Raw genomic sequence first — 20,634 nt, 5'->3', positions numbered from 1 at the left:
TAGGTTTGTTGACTGTGGCTTTCTGTGTTGCTGCATCAGTTTTATCTGCATTTAGCCGCTCCAGTTCCAGATCGACTGCTGCGATATCTTCTTCGACCGCCTCATCCCACAGATGGATTTGTTTTGCGGTGAGATGTTCGTTTTTACTACCGAATTTGTGCTGTTTAAACAGCGCCAGTTCATGCTCGTATTTTTGATTGAGAATAGAAAGATGCTGAACTTTAGAATCTAATTGCTGATTGGTGACTTCAAGATGTTGAACTTTGGCATCTAATTGTTGATTTGATACTTCCAGATGTTGAACTTGAGCATCTAATTGTTGTTTACCTTCTGCGAGTTGTTGATGCTGCATCGCCAACTGCCGGGTGAATTCCAGCAGTTGTTCATGGGTCAGTTGGCTTAAATCTGGCAGCGTATTCATGACCGCAGTATGCCTGAGGTCATGAGAAGAATGAAATAGAACGTTTGGAGGATGGCAGAATAGCCGAGCTTGGTTTAGAGCATCGTGACCACCTGCTGTCGTCCAATGCGCTGCCAAGGCAAACCCTGGATTAATGCCTGTAACTGTTCCGGGTTGAGAGCTACGCTTTCACCCTGGTGAACTTTAGCCCAGTGGAATTTTCCCTGTTCCAGCCGCCGGGCACACAGCCAGATGCCCAGTCCATCATGTACCAGCACTTTCATGCGATGGCCACGTTTATTACAGAACAGGTAAGCACAATGCGGTTTAATGTAGCCAAAGGCTCTCACCACCTGAGCCATGACAGTATCCATCCCTGCTCGCATATCCAGAGGTTGGGTAGAAAGCCAGATTTCATCGATACGGATCATGTTGCCAGCACCTTGAGTAATTCTGCCAAGGCAGGTATTTCTGATACTTGCCATTTCAAGCCAATTTCTGCTTTTGAGTGGGGTAAAGTAATTTGAACTTTTAACATGTCAGTAGGAGTAGGATCTAATGGTGCAGAGCAAGATAAGGCAATAAATGCAGGTTTATTCGGTAGTGGTGAGCGATCACTCCCTGGCTTAGCATCAATTAAGCGAATCCATTTGGATACAAGATTTGTATTCAATCCATGTTGCAAAGCGACTGAAGCAATTGAAACGTCCGGTGCTTTACAAGCCTGAACGATCTGCTGTTTAAATTCAGCACTGTATGTTCTTCGTTTTTTCGCAAGAGATGCGATGGATGTCTGATGATTTGTAGTCATAAATTTAAGTCCCCACTTGTTTCTAAGTGGGGACTAAATTAAGGCTTATAGGATGAATTCAGAAGGTGTGTTCAGCGGACGCTTACTGATCAAAAATAATTGACATACAATTTACTAAAAAACCAAAGCTTAGGCTTTGGTTTTTTTTGAAAAAATAATGATCAATATCTAAAATTTTAATAAGTAATTAACTACACTAATCATAGTTTTTCACAAATTCTAAAACGTAGATCGCATTCAACTTTTAAAGTCCCTTTTTATGCTTAATTCGTCACCTTAATTATAGGGAGTAAGAGAGTCATGTAATTTATTTGATACACGGTGTTTCATCACATATTATCAAATCAAGGGATGTTATTTTGTCTCGTATATTTAAAGAATAATCCTAATTTTCGAGTAGCTAGTAGTAGGAGGTTTTCAAAAAATGAATAAAATTAGTCATAAAAAAAGCCCCCATATTTCGATGAGGGCTTTTTGAATTTGGAGCGGGAAAGGAGACTCGAACTCCCGACCCCAACCTTGGCAAGAGTCACCGACATAAAATACACTAAATAACATAATTGGTATGTTAATAAAATCTATATATAACAGTTATATAGAGTTTTTATTTTGTGTGGTGTAATTTAAGGTAGGGTGGGGTACTTTGATTTTTGGTCACTAATTTATTGTGATAATCAACAATAATAACCAACATTAATATGCTTAATCTAAGAGTGTTTTACTGACTGGTATAATTTTATGATGAGAGGGGTGTTGCCTGAGGCTACGGTTTCTGTTTGGCCTTTTGGCGTAAGACGTATAAATATAGCCTTTCTACTTTCTTATCTAAAAATTCATCTTTGTTGTACTTTGATTGATAATCTAAGCCGCTAAACTTTTATTCATCATCTTCCGCAAACATTGTTTCAATTTCATCCCACTGCGGAAATTTATACTTCTTTTTATCCACTTCAAATTGCAGGCCTACTGCATTAAGTACACATTCAAATGTGCTAAATGAGCCTGTAAAGTGGCCATTTTCTATTTCTGAAATCGTTGTTTTATTGATGTTCGTTTTTTCTGAAAGATTTTTCTGTGTATAGCCCAGAGCTTTTCTTGCCAAACGTATTTCTTTACCTATTTCTTCTCTTGTAGCCATATCAATTTTAACCTTAGAAATTTATTTGCTATATAGCGAACTTTTTATAAATTATGGCAAATATTCGCTATATAGCAAACTTTTTATAGTGATTTTTGAATATTATTGAATTAATAAGGTTCGATTTTGCCTTAAATTATTTGAATGGAGCTCATATGTGTATAGTATTTTCAATACTTTTTAGAATTAGGCTAACCTGTCTCTTGATGCAAAATCAATAATTACTTGGACATCTATTCTTGTTTTATCTGGACATTTTTTTCTGCTTTAGGGTTAAATGAAACTACACAAAGATGTGGAACTTTGATTAAAGAATAGGCGTGGAACGTGAAAAATCACAAAAAAGCCGTTCCAGTGCGCTGAACCCTGGAACGGCTTTGACTAAGATATTGATTCTTATAGGAAAATTTCAAGAATTTCGTATAACGTGTATTATGTTAATTTTAGGGAAATTAAAGAGTAGAAATGAACTTAAATCTAAATAATAAAAAATTTGTAAATGCTAAAAATACATCTAATGGAGAAGTATCTCACGAGACTATTTTTAATTATTACCAAGTAGGTGAGCGTATAGAAGCTACCTATTCTGGTGGCAGTATTACCAATGGACATTTACTAGGTTTCATGACTTCTGAAAAAACTTTCACGATGGCATACCACCACATCAATGAGATGAATGAATTACGTATAGGTGAATGTAATACTGAGATTGAGATCCAAGCCAATGGAAAAATTAAGTTAATTGAAAACTGGCAATGGCGTAATGGAGACTGTTCTACAGGCGAATCAATACTTGTTGAAATGTAAGGTAGAAATAAATAAAGCCCTGATCTTAGATCGGGGCTTCGTAATTAATTTTAGAGAAAGTTAAAAACATGAGAAAAGAGTTAAGAGAAATATTTATTCATGGATGTAATGAGAAAATTGAGAAGAAAGGAGATAGCGTAGGTTTATCTTTCTATGCCTTTTTCAAGAATAAAAATGATAATCCTGAGCTTTTAATGGAAGCAGCTAATTGGTGGATCATGCAACATAAATTAGATCATTTCGAAAAAGCTGTAAAAATTAAAGCTCTTGTTTTAAGTGAATCTTCGCTTAACTTAACATAATGGCTGTTATACGAAATAAAAAAACCTAGGCCAGTGCCTAGGTTTTAATTTTTGAAAAATACATAAAAATTAAGGATATAGTCTCAAACTTTCAACTTCGTATAATCCGTATTATGTTAATTATAGACTTTCTAAATAATTAAATTTGTAAGACTTAGAAAACGCATTCAATAGAGCTTGAATCGATCCGGTTGCAATATCAGTATCAATTGCAATTCCCCAAAATGTATTTCCTTTATAGTCTATACAACGAATATAACTAATAGACCGGCTACCACTATGCTTACCCAAAGTATGTTCTGAATATTCAGCGATAGTCATTTTAAAAGGCCATTTCATATTTAAAGCATTGACTGATGCAGATAACAACCCATTTCCACAGCCTACAAGATTGATAATCTCACCTTTTAACTCAATAGATATTTTAACTTCATAAACATCATCTTTTTTACTTGATTGATAATGTGCAAGTTTAAAATTACTTTCATTAGAGCTGATTCCATATTCTTTTCTAAATACTGTCCAAATTTCAGCATGAGATAACTCTTTTTTATTGTTATCTGTCACCTTTTGCACGATTTGGCTAAAATCTTTTTGTAAGTTTAGGGGTAAATCTATGCCATGATTTTGCTGCAATATCCAAGCGGCACCACTTTTACCAGATTGACTATTTACACGAATTACAGCCTCATAACTGCATCCTAAATCAGCTGGATCTATAGGCAGATATGGAACTTCCCAAAATGAATGATCTTGAGTATTTCTTGCTTTAAAACCTTTTTTAATTGCATCCTGATGACTACCTGAAAAAGCTGTAAATACTAATTCGCCTACATAAGGATGCCGTGGGTGAATCGGAAGTTCATTACATTCTTTCACGATCTCTGCCACTTTCTTGATGTCAGAAAAATCAAGTTCAGGATAAATGCCTTGTGTGTACATATTCAAAGCAATATTCACAAGATCAACGTTTCCTGTACGTTCACCATTACCAAATAGACAGCCCTCAACACGGTCTGCACCTGCAAGCAATGCTAATTCAGCAGTTGCAACGCCTGTCCCCCTATCATTATGGGGGTGCACACTGATACAAACCTGTTCTCGTTTAGTGAAATTTTTACAAAAATATTCAATCTGATCAGCAAAAATGTTTGGTGTACTTACTTCAACGGTAGTGGGCAAATTAATAATCATTGGATTATTAGGACTTGGAGCCCAAACTTCAGCTACGGCTTCACAAATTTCTAACGCAAACTCAATTTCGGTAAAGCAAAAAGTCTCCGGAGAATATTCATAAGTCCATTTGGTTTCTGGATATTGCTCACATAGAGATTTCACCTGTTTTGTTGAAGCAACAGCTAGTTCAATAACTTCCTGTTTAGACTTTTGAAAGACAATTCTGCGGAATACTTCTGCCGTGGCATTGTAAACATGAACAATCGCTTGCTTTGCTCCCATCAGGGACTCAAAGGTTCTTTCAATTAGGTCTGGTCGGGCTTGAGTCATAACCTGGATACAAACATCATTTGGAATCTGATCATGTTCGATTAGGTAACGAACAAAATTAAAATCAGTTTCCGATGCCGCAGGGAACGCAACCTCAATTTGTTTGAATCCACATTCAACAAGCATTTGGAAAAATTTAAGTTTCCTATCGTGATCCATAGGATTGGCCAATGCCTGATTACCGTCTCTTAAATCAGTAGAACACCAAACAGGAGGGTGAGTATTTTTTTTACCTGGCCATGTTCTATCAGTAAAATCAAAAAAATCGAATGGACGATATTTGTTTTGAGGATGAGTTAACATGATGTGCTCCTATGACTTTAATCACATCATCATGAATCATCATTTCTTGTCTTTCTTTCGATTCAAAGACAAATACTATTGAGAATAAGACATTATTTATATCGATTTTCTTTTTATATATTCAGTGGGTGTCATTCCCATTTGTCTTTTAAACATGTAGGAAAAAGCACTAGGACTTTCATATCCTAAATCTAAAGCAATATTTAATATCGGCTTTCTCATTTCCAAATCAGTTAAGGCTTGCAGTAATTTTGCTTGCTTCAGCCATACACTAAAATTCATATTGAGTTCTTTCTGGAAAAGCCTTGAAAGTGTTTTAGAGCTTAAAGCATGCTGTTCGGCAACCATCTCTAAGTAGTTGGTTGCGGAGAGATCTGCTTTGATGTTTTCACAAATTTCTTTGAGTATCTCTGACTTTGCTTCCGGCAACCGAAATGGAATTTCTTCTAAAAAGCGTAACTCATCTAATATGAGTTCCAGAAGCCGTTCGTTTCTAGTGTGAGGTAAAATTTCTTCTTTTATCTGTACAGCCTGATTAATAAGTTCTGACAGAAGTTTTGGAATAGCAACAACACTACATTGCGTATTGAAATCAGCACGGGCAAAGGGATCAACAAATATTCCTCGAGCCTCAACATTACCAAATATCTTGATTGAATGTCTTTTGTTTTCAGGTATCCAAATACCTTTAGATGGAGGGATGACCCATATTCCTTCTGATGTTCGAACATGAATGACTCCAGAAAGAGTATGTAGTAACTGGATTCTGTCATGTTGATGAGTGCCTTCTACATACCCATCACTATACGACTGTGCATAAGCATAAACGGGATAATTAAGCTGACCATGAGAATAATGCACTATGAGTATCTCTTAAGCTTGAAGAACTATTTTATATGATTGATAAAGAATAAATCATTAAAGATAATTCCCATTTAACATAATGGCGATTATACGAAGTACACTTGTATATTAATTGAAATATCAATCACTTAAAAATTTAGCTCTAGCCAAAAAATGCACAAAAAGCCGATTTTGAAACAAGTCGGTTTCTTTTTGAGCAATTTTGATAGTTTGAATAGCCACCAAAATTCTAGACACATATAACCATCTTTTGATGGGACTTTTCATAATCTAATGGAGAACGCTGACCATTGGAACCATGTCTGCGTTTTGAATTGTAGAACATCTCAATATATTCAAAGATATCCGATCTTGCTTCAGATCTTGATGCATATATTTTCTTCCTGATTCTCTCTCGCTTTAACAACTGAAAGAAACTCTCAGCAACAGCATTATCATGGCATGAGCAGTATACTGCGCAAGTCGTCGGCTCATACTGCTTTCAAGATTATGATGCTTGAGAAATGTCTGCCATTCATGACTGGTGTATTGACTGCCTTGGTCAGAATGGATCAGCACCTTGTTCCTTGGATTCCTTCGCCACAAGGCCATTAATAATGCATCTAAAACCAGATCTGTTGTGATTCGGGATTTCATCGACCAGCCAACAACAAGACGTGAAAACAAATCAATAACCACCGCAAGATATAACCATCCCTCATGAGTACGAATATAGGTGATGTCAGTCACCCACAACTGGTTGGGATGAGTCGGGTTAAACTGTCGGTCTAAAGTATTTGCGGCAACGACAGCTGGAGTGCCAGCGTGAGCTCTAGGTTTACGGTAGCCACGTTGCGATTTAAGACCATTCGCCTTCATGATTCGATGTACTCGATTGATCCCACAACTTTCGCCAACATCTTTCAAATCACAATGAATCTTGCGATAGCCGTAGACACCACCAGATTCCAACCAGAACTGTTTAATGAGACCTGAAAGCTGTTGCCGTTCCTTAGCCGTCTCACTGATGGGTTGCTTTAACCATGCGTAATAGCCGCTGTGATGAACATCTAAAGTTGAACACAAACGACGGACAGGCCATATATGCTGATTGTCCTGAATAAAGGCGTACCTCATTTGGACTGGCTTGCGAAGTACACCGCGGCCTTTTTTAATATGTCCCTTTCTTCAGTGACTCGTTGTAGTTCTTTTTTTAACTTTACCAATTCTGCAAGTGGGTCACCATATTCTGTGATTTTAGGTTCCTGTGGATCATAACGTTTAATCCATGCATAAAGACTATGTGTAGTTGTACCTAAACGTGAAGCCACTTCAGCCACACTATGACCTTTTTCAGTCACTTGCTTTACTGCTTCAATTTTGAATTCTTCAGGATATCGTTTGCTACTGCTCATAAACACCTCGTTAATTAGCCATTTTATCTAACTAAAGAGTGTCTACAAAATCGGTGGCTATTCAGTTCTTGCCAATAATTTTGACTAAAAATTACGCTTCTCAACTTGAGTGATACAATTTTGTGATACATTATTGTATATACAAATTTGAATGCTTTTTATGGAACAGTATTTCGAATGGGATGAGGCAAAGAATCGAAAGAATCAGAAAAAACACGATGTCTCTTTCGAAACGGCAAGCCTTGTTTTTGATGATCCATTAAGGATCTCAATCCAGGACAGACATACCGATGGTGAAGAACGTTGGCAAACCATTGGAAAAGTAAAAGGCGTACTAATGCTGTTAGTAGCTCACACCATCTTTGATGAAGATGACTGTGAAATCATACGAATCATTAGTGCAAGACAAGTCACTAAGGCGGAGCGAGATAGATATGAGCATGGTTAGATACTCACGCAAAGAACTGAATGAAAAATTCAGCGACAAGCAAGATGCTGAAATTCAACGCTTGCTTGCTAAGGGAACGGTTCCTGACGATCAGCTAGATCTCTCAGATATGCCTGAAATTACCGACTGGAGCAATGCTGTACGCCATAATCAATTCTATCGCCCAGTGAAGCAACAGACTTCCATTCGTTTAGATGCTGATGTACTTGCATGGTTTAAAGCTCAAGGCAAAGGCTATCAAACACGAATGAATGAAATTTTGCGGGATGCCATGCTAAAAGAATTAAAAAATCATCAGTAAAAATGGGAGCTTAAGCTCCCATTTTTAACCTTGTATAAAGTGTATCATGTTAGTTTCAAAAAACTTAATTATCCGTATCATCTACTTCATAAGAAAACTCTAATGGGCTTGCTGAGGTCCAACCAGTTCGTTCAGGCATTCCATGATAGTGTCGTTTTATACTCCCTTTAGTAGCTATAACTTTAAAACCTCTACGCATAAAAGCATTTACAACTCTATCTCTCGGATGTTTTTTAGAACCAGGAGAAGCTGAAACAAGGGCCGTTTTTTGAAAAATACTAGGTTCAGAACCTGAAGCACTACCAATTAAACGATCTAATGATTCTGTGGAAACATTTCGGCGGCTACCATGATGTGGAACTTGCACAAATTTAATGTATTCCTGAATTTGCAAGCCATGATTTTCAGCATATTCAGCAGCTTTAGTTAATGCCTTCACACCACTGTCACCAGTAAGTAGAATTCCTTTATTTAAGATATCCGCATATAAAATTACACTACTATCATTTTCTGCTGATGTTTCAACATTATTAGGTAAATTCTCTTCATTCCATGCTTCACGTAGTATGTTTTTAACGGTTTCAGCGAAGCTTTCCAGACTATCAACAAATTTCTCAATTACTAATTTTGCTTTAGTTGGCGTTTTTGAAAAGTCTGGTACTAATGTGTTTATGTACCATTCTTTATCAGGAGACAAAACCGTAAATGGTCCTATCTGAGCACCAGCATAAGGTTCATATATAGGAATAGATTTTTCTTCAGCCAGTTCATATACGCAATGAGCCATTCTTAGTTTCTCTTTCATACGTTCACTAAGACTATTCGCTGTCATACGTCCATCATGGAATAGATCTAAAATCTCATCACTATATTTCCAAGGCTGATGAATCCAAACTTCCCCAACGTCCATATTTTCTAAGACATAAATTAACCCAGAAACATGGTCACCATCAGGATGTGAATTGATTAAATAATCAATTTTATGTGTCCCATAATATTTTTTAATATGTGCAACCATAGCTTCACCAGATTTTCTGGTTCCACCATCATAAGCAATAATTTTTTCTATTCCGTCTTCAAAATAATGGAAGAGAATACAATCACCACTCTTTTCACCATTCCCAACAGGTAAAAATTCTATCTCATAACTTGTAATCATTATTAAGTACTCAAATCATTCTGTTAGAATAGATGAGGATACTTTTTTGAATTTCAATTAAAAATGAAAGACTTATTTGGCTATTTTGATGAATACACATTAAAAGCACGATTCTTGCCAGCCTGTATTGCTGGATTACCATTATTAGCTCTTATAGCATCTTATTTTGACTGGAATAAATTTTTAATATCCAATGTCATCGTTGGTGTTCTTATCGGATTTTTGATGGTATTTCTACTATCAAATGTTGCAAGATATATGGGCAAAAAAGTAGAAAAAAACTCATTAGTTGATTGGAAAGTTTTACCCTCAACCGAACTTATGAGACATAGTGATAATTCTTTAAATAAAGTAAAAAAAGATAAGATTCATGAGCTACTTACACAAAAGTCACCTTTCACTATGCCTTCTCCTCAAGAAGAAATTGCTGATCCAAATATGGCTGACAATGTGTACAGTGAAACTATGACTTGGTTAAGAGGAAGAACTAGAGATGAAAAAATATTACTTAATGAAAATATTACCTATGGATTCATGAGAAATAGTTTGGGATTAAAATGGATAGCGCTATTGATATGCTTAATCTCATTCATAATTTTAGTTGCTTTATTTTTCCTCAATTATGAAAGTTCTTTAAAAGATTTTCATCAACTCGGTATTTTTATAAAAAAAGTTAAAATGGCTTTATGGCTAACTTTAGTAGTTAGTCTTTTAATGCCTTTGTATTGGAGTTTAATTATTAATAAAAATAACTTACGTAGAGCAGCAATTAACTATGCAAAGACGTTAATAGACCTAACCTATAAAGTCTGATCCTAGCCAAAATAATAAACAATAGATCCTTTTTAAAAGAATCTATTTAACATAAAATCTCTTATGCGAAATTTAAGTGTAAGCCCAAAATTGAAATGACCGCTTTTAGAATACTTATCTTGAGAAAGGATGTTTCTTATATCTTGCACTTGAATAATTAGATCGGGCCATAACTCAAGTTTATAAGTAATGAAGCCTTGCATATATTATGGTTTAGCTTGGAGGCCTTCTACAAATTGTAAAACAATCTCAAGCTCAGAAATATTCTGGATTTGATCCAATGGAATGCCTTTTGTTATTTTATTTGGAGATTTCATAAAGTGTTGCATCATTGATATATCTCCACCTATAAGAGAATCTAGAGCAACTGTTATACGTATAAGTTTTAGAGCAATTTCTTTTTGTAATAATGAAAGTTTGCTGCAATCTATATTGGTTCTTGATAAATCTATACCAAGAATCATGGCAAGCTGATCATATGTTAGCCCCATTTTTTTGGCTGTTGCTAAAACAGCTTTAGCTAAGACCTTTTCGCTATTAGTCATTTGTTCGATTATCCGTATTACAAAGCGCTCTTTAGGTTCTACTACATAATTCGTACTGACGGTAGTGAAAAATTTTGAGCGTGGTATTTGTAATTGAATTGCAAATCTCCATTTTTTAATTTGTTTAAAAAGAATATATGATTAGGTTGGGAGAGTGCAGGGGGTGTTAAGAATTATAGGATTAACGGCAAGTTATAGGGGGCCATATAAAAAAATGAAATAATTTTAGCTTTTATTTTTTAATAAAATGAGTTGGCTGACAATTTCATTCGCATCTAATTCTAAAGCTTCACAATAATGAATAAATTCAAAAATATCTAATTTTCGATCACCTGTTTCCACTTTCCCAACAAATGAATAAATGATGCCTAAACGCTCTGCCAGCGCCCTTTGGGAAAGTCCGAGTTCATTTCTCTTTTGAATGAAAAGCTTACGCAGCCAAACATACTCATCTGAGTGAATTGATAAAGTAATATTATTCATTGCACCTATAATAGGTGCGTGTTAGGATGCACCTGTTTTGGGTGCAAACTTCACTAATACATTAATAATATGTAATTTTTATCCTTAATACAGATAATTTTATTTAAGGAAATAAATTCATATATCAAAAAAAGAGGGCTGAAATGGGGAAATTTAATAAAGGGAAACAGGGCGTTAAAAATTTACTGTTGCTATCTAGTATGACTTTGGCACTTCATGTAAGTGGTAATGCTTATGCAGGCATAGCACCTGAAGTAAAGCCTAGTAAAAACAAGACAAGTAGTCTGAAAAAAATGGTTTCTAAGAAATGTTTAGATAATTTAATTATTAGTGATGATGGAAATATGAGTCTTCCTTCAGGATGTAATTTTTCATTTAGTGAACTATATGCTCATGATCAGTTTTTCAGGGATAGAGTTATTAAGGCATTTAAAGCGTCTCCATTTGATGGACGTTTCTTTGATATAGAATCTCCTGCTGAGATCACTGAGCCGCCAGGAGATAATGATGATAGTTGGTCTGTTTTACTTGAAACAGTATCCAACGAAAAGGACATAAGAGCACAAGTTTTTGCTGTTCCAAATATCAATGAACTCACTGTAATTATAACGGACAGAGGGATTGGCAATAAAAAATGTAGTTATGGCGTATATGGAGATATTCAGGAAAGAAATGAAAGTTTCTCTCTGGCTTCTTTATATATAAAGAATTATAAGGGGGCATTTCAAGGCTGTAAATTGCTGACAAAAGTGCCAAATCTTAGTGGTTATGATGGTTTAGCTAATCAATAAAAATCTTCTTTAATAATCTATTTTAAAAGTTTTATGTTATGTCCTGTGTAATAAAAACGGTTTCAGTGAAGCAGCCTTGGTCTTCTATGCAGAGTTTACTTGGCTATTTTATATTTTTTCTGGTTACGCTATTTGCTTTCAAGGCATATGCTGGAATGAAGGCAGATATCTTATTTTACTTTGTGGGTTTCTTATATTTAGTTATTTCATTTTTAATTTATTATCCGATTCGAAGGGTATATATCAGCAATATATTGCCCAAAAGACTGCATAAGCACAAATTGAGTTATTTGAAGGCGGATGGTTTTAATGACAATTATTCAGCGACAGGCGTAGTGATTGATACTGTGCAGCGGAAAATTGCTTTTACAGCCCAAACGATAACAGGCATTATAATTTTTGATTTGAGCGACATTCGCAGCTGGAGTATAGAAACACAGACAAATACAATTCAGCGTTCTGACGGAAGAGAGATCTCACGAAATCACTATTCTATCGTTGTGAATACGAATAATGCAGAGCAGCCTATGTTCAAGTTTTTTGCGGCAAACTCTCATGATGCCCAATCATGGATTGCAAGATTTAACGCAATTATAAATGGATAAAGAGAATCGATTGAGCTGATCTTTTAGTTCGATCCCATTATTGTTAAGCGAAAGCCATTTTAATAACTTTTGCTTTTTTTCAGTATTGTAATGATTAATAAGTACAATTTAAGAAATTGAATATGAAGTATGAAAACCAATCATTAGATACCTCAAACTAAAAAAGTGATACATAGCCAATTGCACTGTATAACCTTTTATTGGACCAATCAACCCAATTCAAAGTAGCAAACTCTACATGAGCCAAACTATTCCAATCAGATTTTAAATATTCAATCACCTCCGTTTTATACAGGCCATGTACTGTTTCATCTAAGGCAGAGCTTCGAAACATTCATGGTAAATATTGGATGGATTAGTGATCTAATCAGCTTCTAGAAGCTCCTGTTGCTGTAATACAGCTAGCGGTTTATGTACAGTATCAGGAATCATGTCATCTAACTTATTAAGCTGAATAGATTTTGGACGGCCAATACAGGCTAGATGTAAGCAAAATTTAAATGCAGCAAGTGCATGACCATCTTTAACTGAATAGAGTTGTAAACGAGGAAAATCCTCTTGTGTCGACGGGTGTTTATCTGTTGATGCTTTTGCTAATTTGAAAAGTTGAGGCTGTTTTTTAGCATCTAGATTGGTAAGTAAATCTTGTCCAAGTAAATGCCAAAATTTGGCAGGAAATAAAGTTTTAACTTGGGAGTAAAAATATTCGAGTTGATCGATATCCTTCCAGCGGTAATGGATACCGGTGTGTGAAGCGGTAACTCGACTTAAAAATAAATTCAGGACGAACTCAATTTGTGTCGGATTTTTACGAGTTATTTTCTGTAGCTGTTCAAAAAAGTAAGTCATAGCGTGAAGCTCTTCAGCAGTATCAATCATTGCTGGCTTTAATTGAGTTGAACTGGCAATACTAAATAAACGTGGATTCCCTTTTTGTGATTTGATAGCAGCTAAATTTAAAGCATTTTCATACCAATGATGGACGAGCTCTTCAGATAAACACATTTTTTGAGAGACAAATTGAGGATCATTGTGAATTTCTAACTGATTTAGGGTTTCATAGAAGCGTTTCAGCGAAATTTTCGAGTCTTCTGTCCCAGCAAAGTAAGCAAAGAAATCATGTGGTTGCTGTGATTGTAAGGAGAGTTCATTCAAAATGTCAGTTGCATTACTTTCGAGCCAGTTGGTTTGATCATTCAATAATATTGTGGCTAGAGCACTCTGATTTTTATCAAAATTAAAGTCTTTTTCATCCTTTGAAATGGCTAAATTTTTAAACGTTGCATTGTGGCCCATGATTTTTTTAGCTAGCTCATTTGGCATATCTGGATGATGTTTAAGTAGCTTTTGACCAGCAATGAGATAACTTAAGTGAATATAACTTTTGAAAGTTTCAACGGGTTCTATATGCCCTAAAATATGTGCGATTACAAACCAATGGTTCTGACCATTTTGATTTTGAAGTAGTTCAGCTCGAATTTTTTGATATTCATCTTTACTATAGTCAATCAGCTCTTGCACAAGTGGTGCATATTCACAATTGAGTAAAAGCGATAAATGATTTGCTGCAGTGTGACGAAAAGAGTGAAATGAATAATGATGTTCTTTAAAGACCTGATTCAATATCAACTTTAAAGGTACAGTGACAGTGTGTTTATTCAGTTTTTTATTTTCATTCAAGTTGCTGAATAAATATAAACTTTTCTTATTCTCTAAACGTTTTTCAGCAACAAAATCGCTAAAAAATTGGTATTCCTCATCTTTAAGTAAAGCGTAGGCAGGCACAATCCGTTCTGCACTATCCGTTTTGAGCAGATGTTGATTCCCTTGTTTTTTTGAACCGTAAGGCTGAACCCAAATAGAAAATTGATCTAAACCTTCGATATCTTTTACACGTAATCCAAGTATTTCGTTAATACGCATACCAGTACGATAGGCCAAAATATAAATGATTTTTAATAATTTATAGTGATGGTTTGAGATGAATTGGTCATGTAATAGCTGATCTAACTTCTTTAATATAACTTGGAAGGCTGTGTGCCCAATGATACGTGCACGCGGTCTACTTTGTGATGCAATAAATTCAAGCCCAAAATCGTCTGCTTGAAAAACAATTTGTTGGAAGGTGTGAAAGCGTTTCAGCATATGGATGGTTTGGTCTTTGGATTTTTTAACCTCAGATTGATCTACCTCATCAGCAAGGCGTGTATTGCTAATAATTTGTTGATAGATTTTTGAGAGCAGGTCATTAACCTCTTCGTCGACATCACTGTACTGTAAGGCATGAGTTAAAAAGGGCTCTGCGATTCGTGTGTAGTAGGTATAGATTGAACTATCCGCTAGTTTTTGATTTTCTGGAAATGACCTAGTGTATTTAGCAGCATCAAAATTAAAGGTGGCTGAGAGTTCATTTATTTGCTTTAAACTCGGTCGGTAGAGGCTGATGAGCCATAACACAATGCGTTTAGAAAACTCATTAAATTGCTTTTGGTGACGCAAGAAAAAATCAATAATGAGTTCAGCAATAGGTTGATCCGTTGATGATGTACGAATAATTCTCAGCAAGTTTTTATGAATAAATATCACATTTTCTACTGCTTCAGGCGTATTGAAATCTGGTAGGGCTTTGGCTGTAGAAGAGACATTTTGTTCGACTTCATCAGTTAATTGAGTTTTAAATTTTGGGAGAGCAAAGTTTTCAAACTCATGTTCTGATAAACCACACGTGAGAGTGTTTTCTAACAAACATTGTGAGAGGGCAGGATCAATATCTGCATTCTGTAGTTGTAGCCAATTAAAGTTTGAATAGTCACGTAAAAATTTAAAAGTCTTGCTGGTATATGGGTGATTAATTTTTTGAAAAATTTGGAGCAGATATGTATTCACATTTAGACTGATGTCACGAATTTGTCTGCTGTTGAAATGAATGAGCCACAGTCGTGTGAGTTGATCTGGAACAAAATTACGTGATTTTCGTATCGTTTTTTCATCAATAAATAAATCACCATAACTCTGTGATAAAGGCTCTAAAAAGATGATGTTTAAATCGCAAATTTTTTGAATCTTTGCCGGGTTTTTTAAATGTTCAAGTAATGCATTTAATGATGCTGTTTGACTGAGCCCGCCATACAGGATTGAGCAGAGCAAAATATTCCCAATAATTTCATTATTAGAAAAAGCGGAACTATCTTGAGCAAGAATCCAATAATCCCAAAGTTTTTCTATAATGATGTCAATTTCATGACCGGCCTGGATCCAATCCAAAGTGAAAATTGGTTCATCGCGTTTCATCTCAAAGGTGAGATACGGTAATGGGAAGTCTAGGTTATTGCTCTTATTGAGGTCTTTGATATATGTTCGGAAGAATTCATGTGCATATTTTTTCCAAGCCAAATTTGGTGCTTTACGTTTAATAAACTCATAAATCGCAGGATAAGCTTGAATTAAGTCCTCAGTTGAGAATTTTTGTTCATCAAAGTATTGTCGGAGCTCTTGTTCTGCATCAGCTCGTAGAGTCTTTTCTAATTCATTACGTTGAAGTTGACGTCTATCTTCAGCATAGCGTTTTTTTTGGATTTTTTTATTGAATGATGACATTTACTTCAATCCCGCTAATTTTAAATTGATCTTTCATTTGCTCTAAAACATTCGCAATTTTAGAAAATTGAGATAGGGATAAACTGGAAAAAGGATGTGCTGCTTCTTGTTGCATGAGTTCATGCCCAAAGAGAGCTAAAATCTCAGGTTCGGTAATTTTATGAGTTAAAAAAGCACGAGCTGTGTGGCGATGCCAGTTAGCATGATCAAGACCTAATTCGGGATGAAAGTTTTTTACTAAAGATGGGCTTAGCGGTATCCAATCATTGTTTTGGATGATCCCCAAGAGGGGGAGCTTACTCGTTTTGATTCGTTGTATGACATCGCTTAAAGCTGGTTGACTCATCATGATTTGAGTTGAAAAATATTTTAAAAAATTAAGGAATTTTTTTATTTCTTCAACTAGAAATGGACAAAGCGGAATGAGGCGTCCGAATCCATTGCGGCCGCCTACTTCTTTGTCTGAAACCATCAAAATTTGGCGTTTTAAATTAAAGTTTTTAAGAAATCCAGGGAATTCAGCAACGGGGCGTGCTGCTGTAAAAAGAAGGAGGATATGCCATAGCCAGATATTATAATGATTAAAGATTGAAATTAGATCATCTTCGGCTTGTGAAAAAATATTAAATTTCAATACAGCAAAAATCTCTGTAATGACCTGTGGTTTTGGAGCTTTACGACTACCAAAATGAGTTATTGAATCAGGGAGCGAACGTACACAGCTTTCATATGTGCTTGCTACATCTGCACAAAGTGATTTTAGAATATCAATATATTGTGCATGTAATCGTAGGATATTCTGATGACAATAAGAAACAGATGATGACTGATTGGCATCAATCCCTGTGATTAAATCTGCGAGTTGTTTATTCCCTGTTTTTGCAAGAACCGTATGATGCAGTAGAGAACTCACCTTTACGACAGACAGTTTTGGAATCAATAATTCTTGTCTTAATTTGCGTAAATATTGTTGTATATCATCGAAACTAACCGAATCCATTTTGCGGAGATCCTCAATGAATAGATTAGGGATTGGAATGTCTAAATAGATCGTCTGATTGAGCAAGCTGTCTGAATACTCAAAATCACGGTTCTCAAATACATTAAATTTACTGCTTAAGAAGAATTGATCATTTTTATTGATCATTTTTTGGCGGTTATTTAAGTTTTTAGCTCGCTTGCTTTGTATATATAGCCACTCATTCACACTATTACCGGTCAAAAATGCGAGCATTAGGATCAAAGCACTTTTATTTTGATGTTCAGAGTAGTCCACATGAAGTCTTTTCAGTAGATGGTTCACGCTAGATGGATTCGGAAAAAAACTACTCGACGTGAGTAAATGTTCTTTGCGTTGAATATGTTTTGCAACAAGCGGTAGAACATAGCTTTGACTCGTTTCTGAATGTGCTGCGAGTGGTGTAATGTTAATTGGATCAACAATTATCTGTCGATCAACAGGCTCATCAATTAAGGTTTCTATATTTAGTGCTTTAGATTTCCCCCCTTTTTTGATTTCGATACTTTCTTCAATGAATTGTTCTTCATCAAGAAACTGATGTTGAAGCTGTGTATCGATACTTGCACGTGCAATCTTCGCTTTGTTTTTTAAAACGTAGTTAAAAGTAATGCGAATATCATTGAGTAGATTGCGATCAAACTCAGGCAATTCATCCGTATCTAATGTGATCAGATGTTGAATAAATTGTTCTAAGCTCTGTGTTGGATCTTGAAGATAGGTACTCCAGAGACGTTGATACTCTTCTGTATTTTGATATTTTTTTTCAGTATCTAAGTTTTTATTTGCAGTTCTAAAACGCTGAAATAAGCGCTTTACGGTATTGAAGTGTTCTGTGTGTGCTTGTTTAAAAAGATCTGGCTTGAGCTCAGGAAGAGCAATTAAATAAATGGCCGCTTTCAAAACTAGAATATTCCAATTTTTTGCATGGGTCTGCGATTCAGGTAATTGCGCAATTGAATTGATATATGACGTAATGGGTAAATCACTAATCTTAACTTTTTTAGTGAAAGCGATTACCGGTGGTGTCGGCAGCTGCGAATCAAACTCTACATCGATATCAAAGTAATCGAGATTGAGACCAACCAAAAAATTGTCAGCCTGTTGAGAAAACAATAGTTTAGCCACAAAATTAATATGTTTGGCACGCTCAAATTGCTCATCGCCAAACAGTTTTTCAAGCATTTTTTGCAATGAAATAACTGGCAAATCAATATGCTCGTTTAGATCGTTCGACACTATGATCTCCAAATTTTTTCTGTACTTAGGCAACTATCAGAGTGATCAACGAGTTCTTTTACACATCTGCTGTTGAGTGATAATTCATTAATAATATGTGTGCGCTGTTGATTAATATTTTTAATCCGCTGATTCAGTTGATTTCGTGAACATGAAAGTAGTTGTGCTAGCAATTCCAGACTCATTTGATGATGTGGCTTTAAAGATGATTCTTTGTTAATGGTTAATAGTGTTTGACGTGAAAGATGTGTGTTAATTAAATGCAATGTTTTTCGTGGATTTAACGACCGAATATCAAATTTTGAAGTTTTGATGAATTGAATAAATTCACGACTGCATAACTCTATGAGAAATGCTAATTCCTCATCTGAAAAATTTGGTTGTTGATGAATAACTAACGAAACCTCCTTAATATCCTGCTTTAAATAGCTAATATATAATTGAATATTATTGAGAATGGTGTAGCCATCAAATTCTGAGGTTTTCCACACATGGAGCTCTTTTATACGATTAGAAATATCTAAATCTGCAGCGAGACTTTTAAACATATTTAAGTAGCACAGGTTGAAACCATAAGCACGTGGATGAATGATGATTCTGCTTTTTTTGAAATTTTTTAGAGTACTTATCCGTGTTGCTGGAAACTTTAAAAGTAGTTCAGATGTCAAATCCATGTGTGCTATTGAATAAAAATAATACAGTAATATTCACGTATATTTAGAGTTTTTGAATATGGCAGGAGGCATCATTTTTTTCTTGTTTTTAAAGTTTATTTATTATTGAAAGTTTCAAATTTTCCTCCTCGAGTGGATACTCACTATTAGTTAGCTATATTTGTGAGTTGGCAAAAAATATCATGTTTCTATTATGATGTTCACATAGCTGATTAGAATGAATAGGTTAGGGATGAGTACAGCTGATTATTACAATAATAATGCTCAAATTTTTTTTGATAATACATACCGAGTTGACATGTAGAGTTTGTACGAACCTTTTTAAGTATTTACCTACACAATTAAAGATTTTGTACTTGGGCTGTGGGTCGGGTGGTGACACTTTGTATTTCAAAAATAGAGGGTATCAAGTTGATGTAATAGATGATTCGGCTGAGCTGGTAGTTAAGGTGCGAGAGCTCACAGGAGTTAAGGTTAATCAGTTGAGTTTTTCTGCGTCGCAGATTCGGCCTTGACATTAAAAAAAAGCGAGCAGATGAGTTTATGTTTGATGAAAATTTTGACCCCTCAACCTTAGATGGGTTTGGGTTGAAGTGAACCTATCATCGCGACAGGTTCTAAGAATCCAGAAAATACTGATTCAGATCCAAGCCAGCAGCTTCATTTTTAATGGCGAGTAAGGGATTCAGGAAAAATATTGTTCTTTGCTTCGAGGTCACTGAGTTCGGAAAAGGCTTGAATACCGCCTGCGGCTTTAATTCCATCTAAAGCGACAGATAGAGCTTCCTGATCTGATGGGAATGTTTCATCCCATACCGTAGAAGTACCATTTTGGTTTACCACTTCCAGTGTCCAGTCACTATCAGGTAATCGATAAATTAGAATTTCAATTTGCTCATTATCCTCTTGTAAAACTTGAGATAAGGGAGAGTCGATTAAATCATTTTCATCATAATCCAGAGTACTGTCATTATCAGACATCAGCGGCAGCCTTTATTGTATTTAACATCCGTCCATAGTAATGAATGAATTAAATTTTGCCTAGCAGTGGATATTATGGGGTACAAAGAATGGCTAAATTCAAAAAATAATTGCCCCGACAATAAAACAAAATAATCCAAAAATTACCCAAATCCAGACATTCGATTTGGGTTTCTCAGTATGTGATGTATAGAGTGGTTGTTGTTCCTGAGCAGGATTCTCTTGGTTGCCAGCTCTGTTCTTATAGGGTTGGTGCTTGGAATAGGATAGGCCTGTGCCTGGAATACCAACGCTGGTTCGGGTGCCTTTTTTGCCAATATTTAAAGAAGTACCAGGTTTGCCAATGCTTGCACTGCTGATGCCTTTATGCGTCAGATTGATTTTTAATCCTGGTAATATTTTAATACTCTTGCGAAATCTGAAGCCCATATTTTTTCCATTTACAAGAACCAGTT

The 20,634-nt window shown here is 35.4% G+C and carries 21 protein-coding genes and 3 pseudogenes; 8 read left to right on the top strand and 16 right to left on the bottom strand.

The annotated features are described in order from the left end of the window. The 4 genes and pseudogenes from FTV03_RS02705 to FTV03_RS02690 form a co-directional block, all read right to left on the bottom strand. Positions 1–421: pseudogene (locus FTV03_RS02705) on the bottom strand (IS66 family transposase); the annotation flags it as partial. A gap of 74 nt (positions 422–495) precedes the next feature. Further along, entirely contained in the window at positions 496–831 is a 336-nt protein-coding gene (gene tnpB / locus FTV03_RS02700; protein WP_004828548.1) for an IS66 family insertion sequence element accessory protein TnpB, read from the bottom strand. Next, a complete protein-coding gene (locus FTV03_RS02695) occupies positions 828–1,211 on the bottom strand; it encodes a transposase (RefSeq protein WP_004828545.1) in 384 nt (127 codons plus the stop codon). Before FTV03_RS02695 ends, tnpB begins: the two co-directional genes overlap by 4 nt. 877 nt (positions 1,212–2,088) lie before the next feature. After that, complete coding sequence (locus tag FTV03_RS02690; RefSeq protein ID WP_121523304.1) at positions 2,089–2,349, bottom strand: helix-turn-helix domain-containing protein; 261 nt, start codon at positions 2,347–2,349, stop codon at positions 2,089–2,091. Positions 2,350–2,814: 465 nt separating this feature from the next. Here FTV03_RS02690 and FTV03_RS02685 point away from each other — a divergent pair, with 465 nt between their 5' ends. Together FTV03_RS02685 and FTV03_RS02680 are read left to right on the top strand one after the other, a co-directional pair. After that, positions 2,815–3,156, top strand: coding sequence for a hypothetical protein (locus FTV03_RS02685; protein WP_104472901.1), 342 nt, complete (start codon positions 2,815–2,817; stop codon positions 3,154–3,156). Positions 3,157–3,224: 68 nt separating this feature from the next. Beyond that, positions 3,225–3,458 carry a DUF6500 family protein gene (locus tag FTV03_RS02680; protein ID WP_111885980.1) on the top strand — a complete coding sequence of 78 codons (234 nt, stop codon included), beginning with the start codon at positions 3,225–3,227 and terminating at the stop codon, positions 3,456–3,458. A gap of 120 nt (positions 3,459–3,578) precedes the next feature. Here FTV03_RS02680 and leuA read toward each other — a convergent pair whose 3' ends face one another. The 3 genes and pseudogenes from leuA to FTV03_RS02665 all read right to left on the bottom strand — a co-directional run bounded on the left by leuA (position 3,579) and on the right by FTV03_RS02665 (position 7,525). Then, positions 3,579–5,267, bottom strand: coding sequence for a 2-isopropylmalate synthase (leuA, locus tag FTV03_RS02675; protein WP_121523306.1), 1,689 nt, complete (start codon positions 5,265–5,267; stop codon positions 3,579–3,581). Positions 5,268–5,363: 96 nt separating this feature from the next. Beyond that, positions 5,364–6,128 carry a helix-turn-helix domain-containing protein gene (locus tag FTV03_RS02670; protein ID WP_121523308.1) on the bottom strand — a complete coding sequence of 255 codons (765 nt, stop codon included), beginning with the start codon at positions 6,126–6,128 and terminating at the stop codon, positions 5,364–5,366. Between the two features lie 232 nt (positions 6,129–6,360). Next, positions 6,361–7,525 (bottom strand): annotated as a pseudogene (locus tag FTV03_RS02665) (IS3 family transposase). Between the two features lie 160 nt (positions 7,526–7,685). On the opposite strand from FTV03_RS02665, the gene FTV03_RS02660 reads away from it, so the two are divergent. After that, positions 7,686–7,973, top strand: coding sequence for a BrnT family toxin (locus tag FTV03_RS02660; protein ID WP_004884492.1), 288 nt, complete (start codon positions 7,686–7,688; stop codon positions 7,971–7,973). Continuing rightward, positions 7,960–8,274 carry a BrnA antitoxin family protein gene (locus tag FTV03_RS02655; protein WP_005098515.1) on the top strand — a complete coding sequence of 105 codons (315 nt, stop codon included), beginning with the start codon at positions 7,960–7,962 and terminating at the stop codon, positions 8,272–8,274. The genes FTV03_RS02660 and FTV03_RS02655 overlap by 14 nt, the downstream gene beginning before the upstream one ends. Before the next feature lie 64 nt (positions 8,275–8,338). On the opposite strand, the gene FTV03_RS02650 is transcribed toward FTV03_RS02655, so the two are convergent. Further along, entirely contained in the window at positions 8,339–9,433 is a 1,095-nt protein-coding gene (locus FTV03_RS02650; protein WP_125268402.1) for a ComEC/Rec2 family competence protein, read from the bottom strand. A gap of 63 nt (positions 9,434–9,496) precedes the next feature. On the opposite strand from FTV03_RS02650, the gene FTV03_RS02645 reads away from it, so the two are divergent. Beyond that, complete coding sequence (locus tag FTV03_RS02645; RefSeq protein WP_180039823.1) at positions 9,497–10,246, top strand: hypothetical protein; 750 nt, start codon at positions 9,497–9,499, stop codon at positions 10,244–10,246. A 206-nt stretch (positions 10,247–10,452) separates the two neighbouring features. Here FTV03_RS02645 and FTV03_RS02640 read toward each other — a convergent pair whose 3' ends face one another. Together FTV03_RS02640 and FTV03_RS02635 are read right to left on the bottom strand one after the other, a co-directional pair. Beyond that, a complete protein-coding gene (locus FTV03_RS02640; RefSeq protein WP_180039821.1) occupies positions 10,453–10,791 on the bottom strand; it encodes an antitoxin Xre-like helix-turn-helix domain-containing protein in 339 nt (112 codons plus the stop codon). Between the two features lie 225 nt (positions 10,792–11,016). Then, on the bottom strand, positions 11,017–11,274 hold the full coding sequence (locus FTV03_RS02635; protein WP_120368469.1) for a helix-turn-helix domain-containing protein: 258 nt from the start codon (positions 11,272–11,274) through the stop codon (positions 11,017–11,019). Between the two features lie 143 nt (positions 11,275–11,417). Here FTV03_RS02635 and FTV03_RS02630 point away from each other — a divergent pair, with 143 nt between their 5' ends. Both FTV03_RS02630 and FTV03_RS02625 read left to right on the top strand, forming a co-directional pair. Continuing rightward, positions 11,418–12,065: a hypothetical protein gene (locus tag FTV03_RS02630; protein ID WP_180039819.1), complete on the top strand. Its 648-nt coding sequence runs from the start codon at positions 11,418–11,420 to the stop codon at positions 12,063–12,065. 86 nt (positions 12,066–12,151) lie between these two features. Continuing rightward, a complete protein-coding gene (locus tag FTV03_RS02625) occupies positions 12,152–12,670 on the top strand; it encodes a hypothetical protein (RefSeq protein WP_120402833.1) in 519 nt (172 codons plus the stop codon). A gap of 157 nt (positions 12,671–12,827) precedes the next feature. On the opposite strand, the pseudogene FTV03_RS02620 reads toward FTV03_RS02625, so the two are convergent. From FTV03_RS02620 to FTV03_RS02605, 4 genes and pseudogenes are all read right to left on the bottom strand, one after another. Further along, positions 12,828–12,992: pseudogene (locus FTV03_RS02620) on the bottom strand (IS3 family transposase); the annotation flags it as partial. A gap of 41 nt (positions 12,993–13,033) precedes the next feature. Next, on the bottom strand, positions 13,034–16,267 hold the full coding sequence (locus FTV03_RS02615) for a site-specific integrase (protein ID WP_180039817.1): 3,234 nt from the start codon (positions 16,265–16,267) through the stop codon (positions 13,034–13,036). After that, entirely contained in the window at positions 16,251–18,524 is a 2,274-nt protein-coding gene (locus FTV03_RS02610; RefSeq protein ID WP_180039835.1) for a hypothetical protein, read from the bottom strand. The genes FTV03_RS02615 and FTV03_RS02610 overlap by 17 nt, the downstream gene beginning before the upstream one ends. Next, on the bottom strand, positions 18,524–19,198 hold the full coding sequence (locus FTV03_RS02605; RefSeq protein ID WP_087013839.1) for a hypothetical protein: 675 nt from the start codon (positions 19,196–19,198) through the stop codon (positions 18,524–18,526). The genes FTV03_RS02610 and FTV03_RS02605 overlap by 1 nt, the downstream gene beginning before the upstream one ends. A gap of 260 nt (positions 19,199–19,458) precedes the next feature. Between FTV03_RS02605 and FTV03_RS17865 the strand changes: the two genes are divergently transcribed. Continuing rightward, on the top strand, positions 19,459–19,713 hold the full coding sequence (locus FTV03_RS17865) for an SAM-dependent methyltransferase (protein WP_025469532.1): 255 nt from the start codon (positions 19,459–19,461) through the stop codon (positions 19,711–19,713). A gap of 151 nt (positions 19,714–19,864) precedes the next feature. Here the strand turns inward: FTV03_RS17865 and FTV03_RS02595 are convergent, their stop codons facing one another. Both FTV03_RS02595 and FTV03_RS02590 read right to left on the bottom strand, forming a co-directional pair. Continuing rightward, entirely contained in the window at positions 19,865–20,179 is a 315-nt protein-coding gene (locus FTV03_RS02595) for a hypothetical protein (protein ID WP_004835523.1), read from the bottom strand. A gap of 99 nt (positions 20,180–20,278) precedes the next feature. Continuing rightward, the gene (locus tag FTV03_RS02590; protein ID WP_180039815.1) at positions 20,279–20,608 is read right to left on the bottom strand and encodes a DUF4236 domain-containing protein; all 330 of its coding nucleotides are present in this window, start codon (positions 20,606–20,608) and stop codon (positions 20,279–20,281) included. Between the last annotated feature and the right edge of the window lie 26 nt (positions 20,609–20,634).

Source organism: Acinetobacter sp. YH12218 (genome assembly GCF_013417925.1).
Taxonomy (GTDB): Bacteria; Pseudomonadota; Gammaproteobacteria; order Pseudomonadales; family Moraxellaceae; genus Acinetobacter; species Acinetobacter amyesii.
The sequence above is the reverse complement of the archived record's forward strand: the minus strand, read 5'-3'. Positions and strand labels throughout refer to the sequence as shown.

Bases quoted from the DNA above. Each gene is read 5' to 3' on its own strand.
- tnpB (WP_004828548.1), bottom strand. From the start codon at position 831: ATGATCCGTATCGATGAAATCTGGCTTTCTACCCAACCTCTGGATATG.
- FTV03_RS02695 (WP_004828545.1), bottom strand. From the start codon at position 1,211: ATGACTACAAATCATCAGACATCCATCGCATCTCTTGCGAAAAAACGA.
- FTV03_RS02690 (WP_121523304.1), bottom strand. From the start codon at position 2,349: ATGGCTACAAGAGAAGAAATAGGTAAAGAAATACGTTTGGCAAGAAAA.
- FTV03_RS02685 (WP_104472901.1), top strand. From the start codon at position 2,815: ATGAACTTAAATCTAAATAATAAAAAATTTGTAAATGCTAAAAATACA.
- FTV03_RS02680 (WP_111885980.1), top strand. From the start codon at position 3,225: ATGAGAAAAGAGTTAAGAGAAATATTTATTCATGGATGTAATGAGAAA.
- leuA (WP_121523306.1), bottom strand. From the start codon at position 5,267: ATGTTAACTCATCCTCAAAACAAATATCGTCCATTCGATTTTTTTGAT.
- FTV03_RS02660 (WP_004884492.1), top strand. From the start codon at position 7,686: ATGGAACAGTATTTCGAATGGGATGAGGCAAAGAATCGAAAGAATCAG.
- FTV03_RS02655 (WP_005098515.1), top strand. From the start codon at position 7,960: ATGAGCATGGTTAGATACTCACGCAAAGAACTGAATGAAAAATTCAGC.
- FTV03_RS02650 (WP_125268402.1), bottom strand. From the start codon at position 9,433: ATGATTACAAGTTATGAGATAGAATTTTTACCTGTTGGGAATGGTGAA.
- FTV03_RS02645 (WP_180039823.1), top strand. From the start codon at position 9,497: ATGAAAGACTTATTTGGCTATTTTGATGAATACACATTAAAAGCACGA.
- FTV03_RS02640 (WP_180039821.1), bottom strand. From the start codon at position 10,791: ATGACTAATAGCGAAAAGGTCTTAGCTAAAGCTGTTTTAGCAACAGCC.
- FTV03_RS02635 (WP_120368469.1), bottom strand. From the start codon at position 11,274: ATGAATAATATTACTTTATCAATTCACTCAGATGAGTATGTTTGGCTG.
- FTV03_RS02630 (WP_180039819.1), top strand. From the start codon at position 11,418: ATGGGGAAATTTAATAAAGGGAAACAGGGCGTTAAAAATTTACTGTTG.
- FTV03_RS02625 (WP_120402833.1), top strand. From the start codon at position 12,152: ATGCAGAGTTTACTTGGCTATTTTATATTTTTTCTGGTTACGCTATTT.
- FTV03_RS02615 (WP_180039817.1), bottom strand. From the start codon at position 16,267: ATGTCATCATTCAATAAAAAAATCCAAAAAAAACGCTATGCTGAAGAT.
- FTV03_RS02605 (WP_087013839.1), bottom strand. From the start codon at position 19,198: ATGGATTTGACATCTGAACTACTTTTAAAGTTTCCAGCAACACGGATA.
- FTV03_RS17865 (WP_025469532.1), top strand. From the start codon at position 19,459: ATGCTCAAATTTTTTTTGATAATACATACCGAGTTGACATGTAGAGTT.
- FTV03_RS02595 (WP_004835523.1), bottom strand. From the start codon at position 20,179: ATGTCTGATAATGACAGTACTCTGGATTATGATGAAAATGATTTAATC.
- FTV03_RS02590 (WP_180039815.1), bottom strand. From the start codon at position 20,608: ATGGGCTTCAGATTTCGCAAGAGTATTAAAATATTACCAGGATTAAAA.